Origin of the sequence: Pseudoalteromonas peptidolytica, from assembly GCF_012641745.1 — a bacterium.
Lineage (GTDB): Bacteria > Pseudomonadota > Gammaproteobacteria > Enterobacterales > Alteromonadaceae > Pseudoalteromonas > Pseudoalteromonas peptidolytica.
In genome coordinates, this window is record NZ_WEHZ01000003.1 from 105,421 (window position 1) to 119,579 (window position 14,159).

The window sequence follows — 14,159 nt, forward strand, 5'->3', positions numbered from 1 at the left end:
CTAAAAAATATCGTCGGACAAGGTCATTTAACTATGATCCCATACATTCCATGCTGGTATCACAAGCGAATTGAACTATCCTTTTATTTATATAGATAAAAGGTGTGATACAGCATGGCAAAATTCTCTTACCGGGCAACAATTGATAATAAAGAGAAGCTAATCCACGCAGCCGCCTATGGTGAATGTGTTGAAGTAAATATTATCAATATGTACAAAAACCTGGGGTTGGCACTAAAATCCAACAAACTAAACTGTTTGGTAATTGATGTATCACAATTACATATTACTTATGATTATCCGAGCGTGTTGAATGTACTTCAAAAACTCAATCAAGTTGTTGATAATATAGCACTCGCTAGAGTTATCTCTCCTACTGATACCAAAAGTGGACTCATCGAGGCGTTTGCCGAAAAGCATGGGCTTACTATTAAAAACTTTGAAAATTACAACGACGCGATTACATGGCTTCAAACACTCAATCGCGCCTAATAACTCTCTTAATTATACCGTTCAACTAGACATTGCTAGCAAATCACATGGAAGAGTTAGCAACAAAAAGTGCTAACTCATTATTTATTAACGGCTATTTTGCTTGTTTAAAATATAATTTTGTACCGCTTTATTGTGCTCTGCTAGTGTTTTTGAGAAATAGTGACCGCCATTTCCAGTAGCCACAAAATAAAGATAGTCCGTCTTTTGAGGATGTAATGCTGCATGTATTGAAGCTTCCGATGGCATAGCGATTGGCGTCGGTGGTAAGCCATCAATACGGTAGGTGTTGTAGGGCGTCTTTTGCCGAATATCCTTACGTTTAATATCGCCATCAAACCCCTCACCAATACCGTAAATAATGGTGGGATCAGTCTGTAGACGCATACCCTTTTTTAATCGATTGATAAATACCGATGCAACTTTCTTTCTCTCTTCGTGCAAACCAGTTTCTTTTTCAATAATTGAGGCTAAGATCAACGCTTCGTAAGGCGTTTTTAACGGCAAGTCACTCGCTCTATTTTGCCATTCATGTTGTAGTACAGCTTGCATTTTATCACGCGCTCGTTTTAGTAACCCCAAAGCAGAATCAAAACCATGATAGTAATATGTGTCGGGGTAGAGCCATCCCTCAACGGAGCCATAGTCCAGCATTAGTTGGCTGCTCAAATTATCGATGTCTTGATTTAAGTAAGGCGCATCACTAAGCTTTTTCTCAACTTCCCAGATTGGCGTGCCTTCAATAATAGTAAAGCTAAAACGATGTTGTTCACCGCGACTCACTTTAGCCACAGCCTCAAGTACCGTTAACCCTTTTAGCGCATACACTCCTGACTGTAACGCAAACAGCTTTGGTATTAATTTGCTATACAGCTGGTAAGGTAAACAATGAGACAACGCACCATTTTTCTGCCATTGGTGGCATAACTGGGTAAAGGTTTGTCCCGGCTTTATCTCTACAAACTTATCCGAAATGTTGAGCGGTTCAAATTTGACTTGATTTACTTTTTCTAAGAACCACCACGACCCCATTAAAATCGCAAATATTAGAATACACAACCACTTTTTCATTAAGAACTCATCCCTAAGATCTGTTTTTTTAGCGTCAACAAATACTCTATGTCAAAACACTGCTGCTCAAACCTTATTATCGGCACAAGCTCAATCAAGCTGTTACAGATAAATATACCATCTGCTAATTGCAAGAACTCAAGGTCTATATCAGCTACAGTAATATCAACTTGGCTTTCAAGAGATGTCAGAAATACACCTTTAATACCTGAATTTGCGAGATTTGGCGTGTACACTCGGTTGTTTTTAATTACGATAATATTTGCCGCAGACGATTCGATAACGCTGCCATTGATGTCAGTAACGATGACATCATCACATTCCAGCGTTTGCGCATCTTGTTTAATCAACACTTGCTCTAATCGATTTAACGTTTTGAGGCCTGCTAGTAAAGGTTGAATCCCCAACTGAACTCGGCTTAGCACGGTCTCGATACCATGTTGCTGCCATTTACTGTAATTCTCTGGGAATGGTAGCACCTGGATGCTAAAACTGGGCGTGGGTGATTGTGGAGCTTGATAGCCTCGGCCACCACATCCTCGTGTAATGAGAATTTTTAATACGGCCTTTGTTTCACCTTTTATTCGCTCATAAACCAAGCGCTCAAGTGCTTCGAGGTTCAGCTCAGGAAAACCTAAACGCTGCTGACATTGCACTAACCTCTTTACATGAAGTGGCCACAGCTCAATACGACCATTGCAGACTAAAGCTGTGGTGAAAAAACCATCACCATAAGCTAACCCTCTGTCACTATTAGAAAAAATCTGCTGATTTTCCAATTTTCGTACCCTTTCACAAAACCAAATACGCAAACATAAAAAAGCTCGGCGTTGCCGAGCATTTTTATCATAACCTTTTTTGTATTCAGTTACTAAGGTTCATCTATACCTTTTTAAAAAGCAATGAACCGTTTGTACCACCAAAGCCAAATGAGTTACACAATGTATACTCTAACTTTGCGTCACGAGCGGTGTGAGGTACATAATCTAGATCACACCCGTCTTCTGGATTATCTAAATTAATGGTTGGTGTTACCTTCTGATCTTGCAGCGCTAGGATCGAAATAATCGACTCTACAGAACCTGCAGCTCCTAGCAAATGGCCCATCATCGATTTAGATGAGCTGACCATAACATCTTTTGCAGCCGACCCAAATACGGATTTCACCGCATGTGTTTCTGCAATGTCGCCTGCTGGTGTAGATGTACCATGTGCATTGATATAGCCAACCTGTGATGGGTTTACCCCTGCATCATTCAGTGCATTGACCATCGCTTGAGCAGCCCCGGCACCGTCTTCAGGTGGCGACGTCATATGATAAGCATCACCACTCATGCCAAAGCCAACTAACTCAGCATAAATTTTAGCTCCACGTGCTTTAGCGTGCTCATACTCTTCAAGCACTATTACGCCAGCTCCATCGGCAAGCACAAATCCATCACGATCTTTGTCCCAAGGACGAGACGCACCTTGAGGATCGTCATTGCGTGTAGACAATGCCCGTGCTGCACTAAAACCACCCATTCCAATTGGAGTCGATGCTTTTTCAGCTCCACCTGCAACCATCGCATCAGCATCACCGTACGCAATCATACGTGCCGCATGGCCAATATTGTGAAGACCTGTAGTACATGCTGTCACAATAGAAATATTAGGGCCTCTCAGTCCATGCATGATAGACAAGTGACCAGAAATCATATTGATGATAGTTGAAGGTACATAAAACGGAGACAGCTTACGTGGGCCACTATTTAATAGTTTCTTGTGGTTTTCTTCGATCAACGTTAACCCGCCGATCCCCGAACCAATTGCCACACCAACTCTGGCTGCATTTTCATCGTTCACTTCAAGCCCTGAATCTTTTAGTGCTTGAACGCCGGCAGCGATGCCATACTGGATGAAGACATCCATTTTTTTAGCATCTTTAGGGGAAATATATTCAGTGACATCAAAGTCGTTCACTAAACCTGCAAACTTAGTTCCGAAACCTTCTGTGTCAAAATGCGTGATATTGCGAATGCCACTACGGCCTTCTAATAAGCCCTGCCAGGTAGATGCAACATCATTACCCAGCGGCGTCAACATACCTAAGCCAGTTACTACGACTCGACGTTTAGCCACGGTGTCCTCCAAAAAGGGATTATTATAGTAAAGGGGGGTCTAGAAAGAGTTAGGGCAGCGAGTGCTGCCCTAATAGAAAAGCTAGTTACTCAGCGTGAGCAGTAACGTAGTCGATCGCTGCTTGAACAGTAGTAATTTTCTCTGCTTCTTCATCAGGGATCTCAGTATCAAACTCTTCTTCTAGCGCCATTACAAGCTCAACTGTGTCTAGAGAGTCAGCACCTAAATCGTCAACAAAAGACGCTTCAGATTTTACTTCTTCTTCTTTAACACCTAGTTGTTCTACAATAATTTTCTTTACGCGTTCTTGGATGTCGCTCATTCTTCTTTCCTTTATTTAAACGCTACTGCGTTAATTTTCAGATTGCGGCGCAGTTTACGACGCATCATTCTGGGATTCAAGGATTGACCCGTACTTTTTTTTCTGGTCAAACCTGTTACAAAGCTTTAAATCTTTTTATCGCCTATTTTCACGACGATTTCAAGTAAGTTGTCGACAAGATCACAAAAAATTCAATTAATTTGTGATCTTAGCTCGTTAAACCATGTACATTGCACCATTGACGTGCAATGTTTCTCCAGAGACATAAGCTGCTGCGTCTGATGCTAAATAAACGACAGCTGCGGCAATTTCGTCAGGCTGCCCTAAACGACCCGCTGGAACATTTGCTAGGGTCGCTGCCTTTTGCTCATCAGTTAGCTCATCTGTCATGTCTGTTTGGATAAAACCAGGCGCTACAGTATTTACTGTAATACCACGAGATGCAACCTCACGCGCTAATGATTTCGTAAAACCAATTACGCCGGCTTTTGCTGCAGCATAGTTGGCTTGACCTGCATTCCCCATCGTACCCACAACTGATCCGATGTTAATGATGCGGCCGTTTTTCTTCTTCATCATTGGGCGAAGTACTGCTTTTGATAAGCGGAAAATAGATGACAAGTTAGTGTCGATAATATCATCCCACTCTTGATCTTTCATTCGCATCAACAAGTTATCGCGGGTGATACCAGCATTATTTACTAATACATCAACATCGCCCAAATCTTCTTTAATTGCTGATAAAGTTGCTGCGATTGAGTCGGCATCTGTCACGTTCAGCGCATAACCTTTACCGTTATCACCTAAGTATTCAGAGATGCGCTCGGCACCAGACTCGCTAGTTGCGGTACCTGCAACTTTTGCGCCTTGGGCAATCAAAGCATTAGCGATTGCTTTACCAATACCTCGGCTTGCACCTGTAACCAGGACTACCTTACCTTCTAAAGAAAATAAATTACTCATAATGTTCTCGTTCTTATTTTGTGGCTTCAATTGAGGCCAAATCATTTACCGATGCGCACGATACTGAACGATCTATACGCTTCACTAAGCCTGTGATCACTTTGCCTGGGCCAAACTCAAATGCCGTAGTAATACCCTCTTTAGCAACTTTTTGAACCGTCTCAGTCCATCTCACCGGACTATAAAGCTGGCGGATCAGCGCCTCTTTTATCGCTGCGGCATCTTTTTCGACTGTAACATCGACGTTGTTGATCACAGCAAATTTAGGTTCAGAGAATGTTAGCGACGCTAAGTCTTTTGCTAATTTATCAGCAGCCGGTTTCATTAATGCACAATGAGATGGTACACTGACTGCAAGCGGTAACGCTCGTTTGGCTCCGGCTTCTTTACATGCTTCAGATGCGCGATTAACTGCTTCAACGTGACCCGCAATAACTACTTGCCCTGGGGAGTTATAGTTTACCGGTGAAACAACGTCACCCAGTGCAGATTCAACACAAACTTGAGCAATCACGTCATCATCCAAACCAATAATTGCAGCCATAGAACCAGTACCTGCTGGAACAGCTTCCTGCATGTATAAACCACGCTTTTCCACTAATTTTACGGCATCAGTAAGAGGTAAAACATCTGCACACACTAACGCAGAATATTCACCTAAACTATGGCCAGCTAGTGTTAACTCAGCGTCAATACCTTGGTCTTGCCAAGCTCTAAAAATAGCAACGCTTGCAGTTAATAACGCAGGCTGAGTACGGTGAGTTTGATTTAATTCTTCCTCAGGGCCGTTTAATACTAACTCAGCTAAATCATAGCCTAGTGCTTCTGAGGCCTCAGCGAAGGTTGCTTTAACTGTGTCAGAAGATGTAAGTAACTCGGACAACATACCCACGCTTTGCGAGCCTTGGCCGGGGAAAAATAATGCGATTTTTTGTGACATACTGTGCTCTTATCTTCTCTATTATCGCCACGTCCTCATGTCACTGCATAGCGTTAAGAATGAGAACCTGACGGTTGCTTTTCTGTGTCGACTTGTTCAAATACCGCTTGGATCTTCTCAGGGATCTTACGCTGAACTTCTTGTGCAGCTTCTTCAATTGCGGCCAAAAATGCCTTATTGGTAGCATTTCCGTGACTTTTCACAACAATACCGCGCAATCCTACCAGACTTGCACCGTTATACTGGTCGGGGTTCACCCTTTTGTACAATTTTTTTATAACGGGTCGGAGTAAAAATGCCAACGCTTTATAAAAAAAGTGCTTTTTTAACGCTTTACTAAACTTGTGCATAATAAGTTTGGCTATGCCTTCACATGTTTTTAGCGCGACATTGCCCACAAAGCCCTCACAGACAATCACATCAGCCTTGCCTGAAAACATATCACTACCTTCACAATAGCCTTGGTAGTTAATAACAGAAGAGGATTTCATTAATTTTGCAGCTTGTTTAATACCATCGTGACCTTTAATTTCCTCAGAGCCAATATTAAGTAAGCATACTTTTGGTTCTGCAATATTGAGTGCCTGGCCTGCCACCACTGATCCCATAATGCCAAATTGATACAAGGTCTCTGGATCGCAATGCACATTTGCCCCCAAGTCTAATAAGTAGACAGGGTGTTTTTTTTCAGTAGGAACTGCAGAGATAAGTGCTGGACGCTTTATACCTGGTAGCATTTTCAAAACATAGTGCGCCATAAAAAACAATGCACCTGTATTACCAGAACTGACACAAGCTTGTGCTTCACCAGATTTAACTAGATCTAATGCTACTCTCATGGAGGAATGTTTTTTATTTCGAAGTGCCGAAGCAGGTTCACAGCTATTTGTGACGACTTCTTTACAGTGCCTAATGGTCAACCTGGGGTGGTCAAGCATACTAGCTTTAGCGAGTGCAGATTCGATAACCTGTTGATTACCGCATAAAATGAGGTTTAAATTCGGGTGCTTAAGAACGGCAGCAATAGCTGCAGGGATAGATGAACGGGGGCCGTAATCGCCCCCCATCATATCTAACGCAATGGTTAGATCGGTCAGCATAAAGCAATCTCTTAGTTAGAAATTACTTTAACGCCTTTGTAGTAACCGTCAGCAGTCACGTGGTGACGACGATGAGTCTCGCCAGAAACCTGATCTACAGTTAGAGCTGGTCCACTGATCGCATCGTGTGAACGACGCATACCACGACGTGCGCGTGACTTCTTGCTTTTTTGTACCGCCATTAGCCTTCTCCTAAGAATCTTTCTTAAGTTGTTTCAAAATATCAAATGGATTTGGTTTGCTATCTTCTGCTTCAATTTCACCAAAGCTCTTTGGCTCATCAGAATAAGAGCATTGCGCTTCATCATGCTTAGGTACTATCGGTATAGCGAGTAATAGCTCGTCTTCGACTAGTTGTCTAAGATTAACTTCACCCTCTTCGTCAAGTTCCAATACATCATAACGCTCGGGAAGATCATCCGACTCTGCACCTAATCCGACTGGCGAATACGCAAAGTCTTGTTCCAAATCCAACCCTAATTCATCATTACAACGCTGACACACAAGTGTAATATGCGCTTGGACTTTGCCTTGCACAACCACCAGACCTTGTTCGTCGATGTTGAAATGAATATCTACCGCTATTTCACTACTTTGATCTTGCACAACTTGCTGCAATCGAGAAAGTTCTTCGAGCGTTACAACACCGTCATAAGATGCTCGACGTTGCGCTGCTCTGCATGGATCAAGAGTGATGGGAATTTTCACCTTTTGCATAGGGGCTGCATCATATAGATAGTTACTGTGTTAGTCAAAGTAAAAATACACTTTCCCTTTGTTTTTCGCGTTATTGCACTTTATCCTGTAGGCAATGTTATCACAGAGATAAAAATTCCATGAAAACGCCTCTTATTCTAGCTTCTAGTTCGCCATTTAGGCAGTCAATTTTGAAAAAATTAATGCTGCCTTTTATGTCATTTTCTCCAGATATAGACGAGCGCGCGCGCGAAGATGAATCGGCAGAGCAACTAGTTGCTCGACTGAGTGAATTAAAAGCCCAAGCATCTATTAAAAAGTATCAAAAAGGTATTGTCATTGGTTCGGACCAAGTTGCACTCTTTGACGGTGAGATCCTTGGAAAACCTCATAACAAGGAAAACGCGGTGAAGCAACTAAGCTTGTTTAGCAATAATCGCGTAACGTTTTTGACCGGTTTGACGGTTTTTGACATTCAAAGCGGTAAAACACTTACTAACGTAGTGCCATTTCACGTTTATTTTCGAAAACTGACTCAAATGCAGATCAACAACTACTGTGATGCAGAAGCCCCCTATAACTGTGCAGGAAGTTTTAAAAGTGAAGGCCTAGGGATCTGCCTGTTTGACAAGCTAGAAGGGGAAGATCCAAATACGCTTATCGGTCTTCCACTCATTCAATTAACTAAAATGCTATTGGAGTTTGGCGTCGATGTGTTAGCTGAACAATCAAGCCAGTAATATTTGCGAGAGGTCTTGGTAGTTATCACAAATATGGCACGCTGATGTTTGCGATAACTGCTCTTTGGAAGCCACGCCCAGAGTCATTCCAATCGCATCAATACCGGCGTTCTTGGCAAGTTCCATATCAATGATTGAATCTCCAATCATAACGCTCTGTTGGGCGTCGACCCCGAGCTCTGCTAAAATTTGCAGTAACATATCAGGATGGGGTTTAGATTCAGCCTCGCATGCAGTCCTTGTTGTAACAAAATACTCAGTTAGGCCATATTGCGCCATCAACCTATCCAGCCCCGTCCTGCTTTTCCCTGTGGCCACCGCGATTTTCACACCTCTATCTCGAAGCTGGTTTAATAATGACTCAACTCCAGCAAAAATAGGTGACGGCGTCTCATCTTCATTTGAATAACTATATTTATACGCTTGGACTAATGAATCTACCTGTTCATGATGCTGAGGAAATAGTACCTGCATGGCCTTAGGTAGCGACAAACCAATAATACTTTTTGCCATTTCATCGCTCACGGGCGCAATACCACATGATTTTGCCGCCAAATGAATTGTATTGACAATTTTTGGTACTGAGTCCATCACCGTACCATCCCAATCAAAAATTACACACTTATAGCGCATGCTATTTCCTTAGTTTTTGTAAACATGACTCCAGTGCAGCATCCAAAGGCGCTTCAACATGATGCGTGGTTTCTGTTTTAGGGTGTATAAACCTGAGCTCTTTGGCATGTAAAAATAGTCGGCTCAAACCAATATCGCGCATCTGTGCATCAAACACTTGATCACCGTACTTATCATCACATGCAATTGGATGGCCTTTACACTGTGTATGGACGCGAATTTGATGCGTTCTACCTGTCACAGGAGAGGCTTGAACTAAGCTTGCTGATTCAAACCGTTCTATAACTCTAAATCGTGTATGTGATGCCTTGCCCTGCTCGTGATCAACGCGCACCACACGCTCACCTGATTTTAGGGTGTTTTTACGAAGTGGCTCAGTAACGTTTTTATGCTTTGCATCCCATTGCCCAGCAACTAATGCCAAGTAATTCTTCTCCATGGTTTTTTCTCTTAATTGCTCATGGAGACCTTTTAGTACCGCGCGACGTTTGGAAATCAACAAACAACCTGATGTATCTCTATCCAAGCGATGAACCAGTTCTAAGCTTTGTTCTTGTGGTCTTAATGCTCGCAGTGCTTCAATTAAGCCATAACTCAGTCCACTACCACCATGCACAGCCATACCGGCTGGCTTATTTATAACAATCAGATACTTATCTTCGTATAGAATCGCATCTTCAAGGTTTGCCACTTTATCAAGATTCTTAGGTACAAACTCTGTTTTTTCTGCAACACGTACAGGTGGGATGCGGATCTCATCGTTCATCTGCAGCTTATAAACCGGCTTTACCCGCTTTTTATTAACACGCACTTCCCCTTTGCGAAGGATCTTATACACGGCGCTCTTTGGCACCCCTTTCAAATGCGTAACTAAAAAGTTATCAATCCTTTGACCTTCTTGGTCTTCGGTCACGGTAACAAAGCTAACTTTTAATGCGGGTTTTTCTGACATTGCCTAATCACTGATTTGAGTAATAATTTAGTTGCTATCTCGACGTTATTAGTGGGATAATCAGCCCGCAAATTTTTGCGAGGTGCTTTTTATCGCAAAAACAATCGTGATGCACATCTTGGATGGCAGATCATACAGATTAGAGCTAATATTTCCAAAGCTTTTATCGAGCATCTAAGATAAACACGTGCGAACAGTCAATGCGAAGCGCGTAATATTTCGTTTAATGACTGGACACGAAAAAAACCAAAAAGCAAGAAATTAAAATTTGTCTGATACGCTGACCACCGTTGCAATAATACCCGTGCATAGCAGGCCGCAACTCGTGAATGTCGAAAAGTAATTGAGTCAAAAGATGGCGATGACCAAACTTGTCAAACCAAGTATGACTAGCCCGTGCATGACCACTTAGCGACACCAATAAATGTGAAGAAGCGAACAGTTAATCAGTGATTTTACCCTGATTTAAAGCGGAAACTGTGAATATACTCCTTTTCCCCAGTCGTGAGACTGCATCATTAAACCGGAGTATCCAAGGCGTAACATGCTGTCGCTGGAAAACGTATTAGGCGCTGTAAATAAATTGAGTAGAGAATTACAATATGAAACGTATGCTGATCAATGCAACGCAGCAAGAAGAAATGCGCGTAGCACTGGTTGACGGCCAGCGTCTGTATGATTTAGATATAGAAAGCCCAGGTCACGAACAGAAAAAAGCGAACATTTACAAGGGTAAAATTACCCGTATCGAACCTTCTCTAGAAGCCGCATTTGTTGATTATGGCGCTGAGCGTCACGGATTCCTCCCTTTAAAAGAAATTGCGAAAACTTACTTCCCTGACGGTTACACATTCAATGGTCGTCCAAATATCAAAGATGTGATCCGCGAAGGCCAAGAAGTTATCGTTCAAGTTGATAAAGAAGAGCGTGGCCAAAAAGGTGCAGCCTTAACCACCTTTATCAGCGTAGCTGGTAGCTACTTGGTACTAATGCCAAATAACCCAAGAGCCGGCGGTATTTCACGTCGTATAGAGGGTGATGAACGTATCGAGCTAAAAGAAGCCTTGAGCCGATTGAACGTACCAAAAGGTATGGGTCTAATTGTTCGTACCGCAGGGGTTGGAAAGTCGTTTGAAGAACTAGAATACGACTTAAAAGCACTTTTAGTGCACTGGGAAGCTATTCAGAATGCAGCAGACAGCGGTAAAGCACCTTTCTTAATTCACCAAGAAAGTAACGTGATTTTCCGTGCAATCCGAGACTATCTACGTCGCGATATCGGTGAAATTCTAATTGACAAGCCTCGCGTTTTTGAGGAAGCAAAAGCCCACATAGAGCGTTTTCGTCCTGACTTTATCAATCGTGTGAAGCTATATCAAAACGATGTGCCTCTATTTACGCACTATCAAATTGAGAGTCAAATTGAGTCAGCTTTCCAGCGAGAGGTACGTTTACCTTCTGGTGGCTCAATTGTGATAGACCCTACCGAAGCACTAACTTCTATCGACATCAACTCGTCAAAAGCGACGAAAGGTGGCGACATTGAAGAAACGGCACTGAACACCAACTTAGAAGCCGCTGATGAAATTGCTCGTCAATTACGCTTGCGAGATCTTGGTGGCTTAATTGTTATCGATTTCATCGACATGACGCCTCCACGCCACCAGCGTGAAGTAGAAAATCGTTTGAAAGAAGCGGTACGCACGGATCGCGCTCGCGTGCAAATAGGCAAGATTTCTCGTTTTGGCCTATTAGAAATGTCACGCCAGCGTTTACGTCCATCACTTGGTGAAGCGAGCCAACACACTTGCCCTCGCTGTGATGGTCAAGGTACTATTCGCTCAAACGAATCGATTGCTCTATCTATCCTGCGTCTTATTGAGGAAGAAGCAATCAAAGACAACACAGCACAGGTAAATGCACAAGTGCCTGTTGCTGTTGGTGCGTATCTGCTAAATGAAAAGCGCCGCTCTGTCCAACGCATCGAAAAGCGCCACGAGTGTCATGTTGTTATTATTCCAAATCAGCACATGGAAACACCTCACTATGAAGTAGTTCGACTTCGTAAAGATGAAACGACCGAAGCTGCAAGCTACGAGCAGATCATTACGCCCGAGCCTGAGGTTATTGAAGTTGCAAAACCACAGGCAAACGTAAAAGAAGAGCCTGTACTCAAAGGTGTTGTGATGCCTGATGCACCGGCTCCAGCTCCAACTCAAGCTGAAAAACCACAAGCACGCAAGCCTGAAGCCAAACCTACTCAGGACAGCGCCGGTTTGTTCGCAAAGATTGGCCAGTGGATTAAAAATCTCTTTGCTGGTGACAGCCAAGAAGAAACAAAGCCAAGTGAAGAAAAGCCAGCTCGTGACACGAGCAATCGCGATAATCGTCGTCGTAATAATAACCGTCGTCGCAACAATAATCGTCGTCGTAATGAACCGCAGAAAGAAACTGCTGTTGAAGCGAAAGATGAAAACACCAGCAACGAGCAACGAGGTGATAATCGTAAGCGCCGTCGCCCTAATAACAGAAAACGTCAAGATCAAGACAAGACCAACCGTTCCAGTAAGTCAGCTGTTGATGAATCGGTAAATGAAACAGCGAACACTGAAACACAGGTCAAAGAAGCGAAAGTTAAACCTCGTAGACAAAGACGTAATCTGCGTAAGAAAGTGCGTGTACAGGATACAAACGCAGAGCAGAGCAATGTAGCAGAGCCAACTCCAACTGAAGAAGTAAAAGTTGAAGTCAAGCCATTGGAACAGCCTGAAAAAGCAGTATCTGAGCAAAAGCCTGAGCCGAAGCAGAGACACAAAAAGTCCAAGCCTACGGTACAAAAAACAGAAAAACATGAAGCTGTCGTGAGCGAAAGCGCTACGCCTGAAAAACACGAGACTGCCAAAGAGAAACAGCCAGAAATTGATACCACAGTTTCTGCTGACGAAGTTATCAAGGTAAATGACACAGAGTCGCCAACACCGCAACTTGCTGAAGAAAATGATGATGAGAACAAAGAAGGTCGTACACGTTCTAGACGTTCACCTCGTCATTTGAGAGCAGCAGGCCAACGTCGCCGCCGTCCTGATACACCAGAAAAAGGTCAGTCAACAGCTTTCATCCCAGTTGCCGATCAAGCCGCAGCTGAATATGAGGCTGAGCTAAAAGCGAAGTCAGTTGAAGAAGTGGTACCGCAAGCAGAAGCAGCGCCTGAAACCGCTGAAGAAGTGGCACCGCAAGCAAAAGCAGCGCCTGAAACCGCTGAAGAAGTGGTACCGCAAACTGAAGCAGCGCCTGAAACCGCTGAAGAAGTGACGCCGCAAACTGAAGCAGCGCCTGAAACCGCTGAAGAAGTTGCACCGCAAACTGAAGCAGCGCCTGAAACCGCTGAAGAAGTGACACCGCAAACTGAAGCAGCGCCTGAAACCGCTGAAGAAGTGGCACCGCAAACTGAAGCAGCACCTGAAACCGCTGAGGAAGTTGCACCACAAACTGAAGCTGCAGCGCCTGAAACCGCTGAAGAAGTGGCACCGCAAACTGAAGCTGCAGCGCCTGAAACCGCTCAGGAAGTTACACCGCAAGCAGAAACAGCGCCTGAAACCGCTCAGAAAGTTACACCGCAAGCAGAAGCAGCGCCTGAAACCGCTGAGGAAGTTGCACCGCAGATGGAAGCTGCATCTGAAACGGTTGAGGAAGTTGCACCGCAGATGGAAGCTGCATCTGAAACGGTTGAAGAAGTTGCACCGCAGATGGAAGCTGCATCTGAAACGGTTGAAGAAGTTGCACCACAAGCAGAAATAGCATCTGAAACGGTTAAAGAAACCCCACCGCATAATGCGAATGGTGATACGGCCTATAGCCGTATTCGCTTTAACCAAACCGCCGCAGCGCCAATGACCAAGGCTCAAGGTGTGAATGACGACGTCATTGCACAGGTACCACCGGCAATGCCACATGAGCTTCGTGAAGTAGTTGCAAATAGTGGCCTAGGTGTTGGCTCCAAGTCACCGATGGGTAAAGCGAGTGCCGAAATGGCCTCGCCAGCTCAGGTTGATTAAGTAAAAATAAAAAAGCCAGTCTATGTAGACTGGCTTTTTTGTATCTAATACCAATTATCTTAATTAAGTGGTCT

General features: G+C 43.6%; 14 protein-coding genes. 3 read left to right on the top strand and 11 right to left on the bottom strand.

All coding sequences use genetic code 11. The features are described 5' to 3' along the window. The first annotated feature begins 114 nt into the window (after positions 1-114). The gene (locus F9Y84_RS02990) at positions 115-492 is read left to right on the top strand and encodes a hypothetical protein (protein WP_128732157.1); all 378 of its coding nucleotides are present in this window, start codon (positions 115-117) and stop codon (positions 490-492) included. An 87-nt stretch (positions 493-579) separates the two neighbouring features. Here F9Y84_RS02990 and mltG read toward each other — a convergent pair whose 3' ends face one another. From mltG to yceD, 9 genes are all read right to left on the bottom strand, one after another. Then, positions 580-1,563, bottom strand: coding sequence for an endolytic transglycosylase MltG (gene mltG / locus F9Y84_RS02995; protein WP_147389581.1), 984 nt, complete (start codon positions 1,561-1,563; stop codon positions 580-582). Further along, positions 1,563-2,342 (bottom strand): aminodeoxychorismate lyase, encoded by a 780-nt coding sequence (pabC, locus tag F9Y84_RS03000; protein ID WP_225740734.1) that lies wholly within the window; start codon positions 2,340-2,342, stop codon positions 1,563-1,565. The genes mltG and pabC overlap by 1 nt, the downstream gene beginning before the upstream one ends. Before the next feature lie 103 nt (positions 2,343-2,445). Beyond that, positions 2,446-3,684 (bottom strand): beta-ketoacyl-ACP synthase II, encoded by a 1,239-nt coding sequence (gene fabF, locus F9Y84_RS03005; protein WP_147389582.1) that lies wholly within the window; start codon positions 3,682-3,684, stop codon positions 2,446-2,448. Positions 3,685-3,769: 85 nt separating this feature from the next. Beyond that, positions 3,770-4,006, bottom strand: a complete 237-nt coding sequence (gene acpP / locus F9Y84_RS03010; protein ID WP_010374019.1) for an acyl carrier protein — start codon at positions 4,004-4,006, stop codon at positions 3,770-3,772. Between the two features lie 216 nt (positions 4,007-4,222). Continuing rightward, a complete protein-coding gene (fabG, locus tag F9Y84_RS03015) occupies positions 4,223-4,969 on the bottom strand; it encodes a 3-oxoacyl-ACP reductase FabG (RefSeq protein WP_147389583.1) in 747 nt (248 codons plus the stop codon). 13 nt (positions 4,970-4,982) lie between these two features. Beyond that, complete coding sequence (fabD, locus tag F9Y84_RS03020) at positions 4,983-5,909, bottom strand: ACP S-malonyltransferase (protein WP_128731018.1); 927 nt, start codon at positions 5,907-5,909, stop codon at positions 4,983-4,985. A 53-nt stretch (positions 5,910-5,962) separates the two neighbouring features. Further along, entirely contained in the window at positions 5,963-7,009 is a 1,047-nt protein-coding gene (gene plsX, locus F9Y84_RS03025) for a phosphate acyltransferase PlsX (RefSeq protein WP_125253010.1), read from the bottom strand. A gap of 11 nt (positions 7,010-7,020) precedes the next feature. Beyond that, positions 7,021-7,191, bottom strand: coding sequence for a 50S ribosomal protein L32 (rpmF, locus tag F9Y84_RS03030; RefSeq protein ID WP_070985127.1), 171 nt, complete (start codon positions 7,189-7,191; stop codon positions 7,021-7,023). A 10-nt stretch (positions 7,192-7,201) separates the two neighbouring features. After that, positions 7,202-7,726 carry a 23S rRNA accumulation protein YceD gene (yceD, locus tag F9Y84_RS03035; protein WP_147389584.1) on the bottom strand — a complete coding sequence of 175 codons (525 nt, stop codon included), beginning with the start codon at positions 7,724-7,726 and terminating at the stop codon, positions 7,202-7,204. A gap of 119 nt (positions 7,727-7,845) precedes the next feature. On the opposite strand from yceD, the gene F9Y84_RS03040 reads away from it, so the two are divergent. Then, a complete protein-coding gene (locus tag F9Y84_RS03040; protein WP_147389585.1) occupies positions 7,846-8,445 on the top strand; it encodes a Maf family protein in 600 nt (199 codons plus the stop codon). On the opposite strand, the gene F9Y84_RS03045 is transcribed toward F9Y84_RS03040, so the two are convergent. After that, entirely contained in the window at positions 8,434-9,078 is a 645-nt protein-coding gene (locus F9Y84_RS03045) for an HAD family hydrolase (RefSeq protein ID WP_147389586.1), read from the bottom strand. The genes F9Y84_RS03040 and F9Y84_RS03045 overlap by 12 nt on opposite strands. Before the next feature lies 1 nt (position 9,079). Beyond that, a complete protein-coding gene (gene rluC / locus F9Y84_RS03050) occupies positions 9,080-10,030 on the bottom strand; it encodes a 23S rRNA pseudouridine(955/2504/2580) synthase RluC (protein ID WP_125253881.1) in 951 nt (316 codons plus the stop codon). A gap of 602 nt (positions 10,031-10,632) precedes the next feature. On the opposite strand from rluC, the gene rne reads away from it, so the two are divergent. Further along, positions 10,633-14,085: a ribonuclease E gene (gene rne / locus F9Y84_RS03055; protein WP_168756739.1), complete on the top strand. Its 3,453-nt coding sequence runs from the start codon at positions 10,633-10,635 to the stop codon at positions 14,083-14,085. The last annotated feature ends 74 nt before the right edge of the window (positions 14,086-14,159 follow it).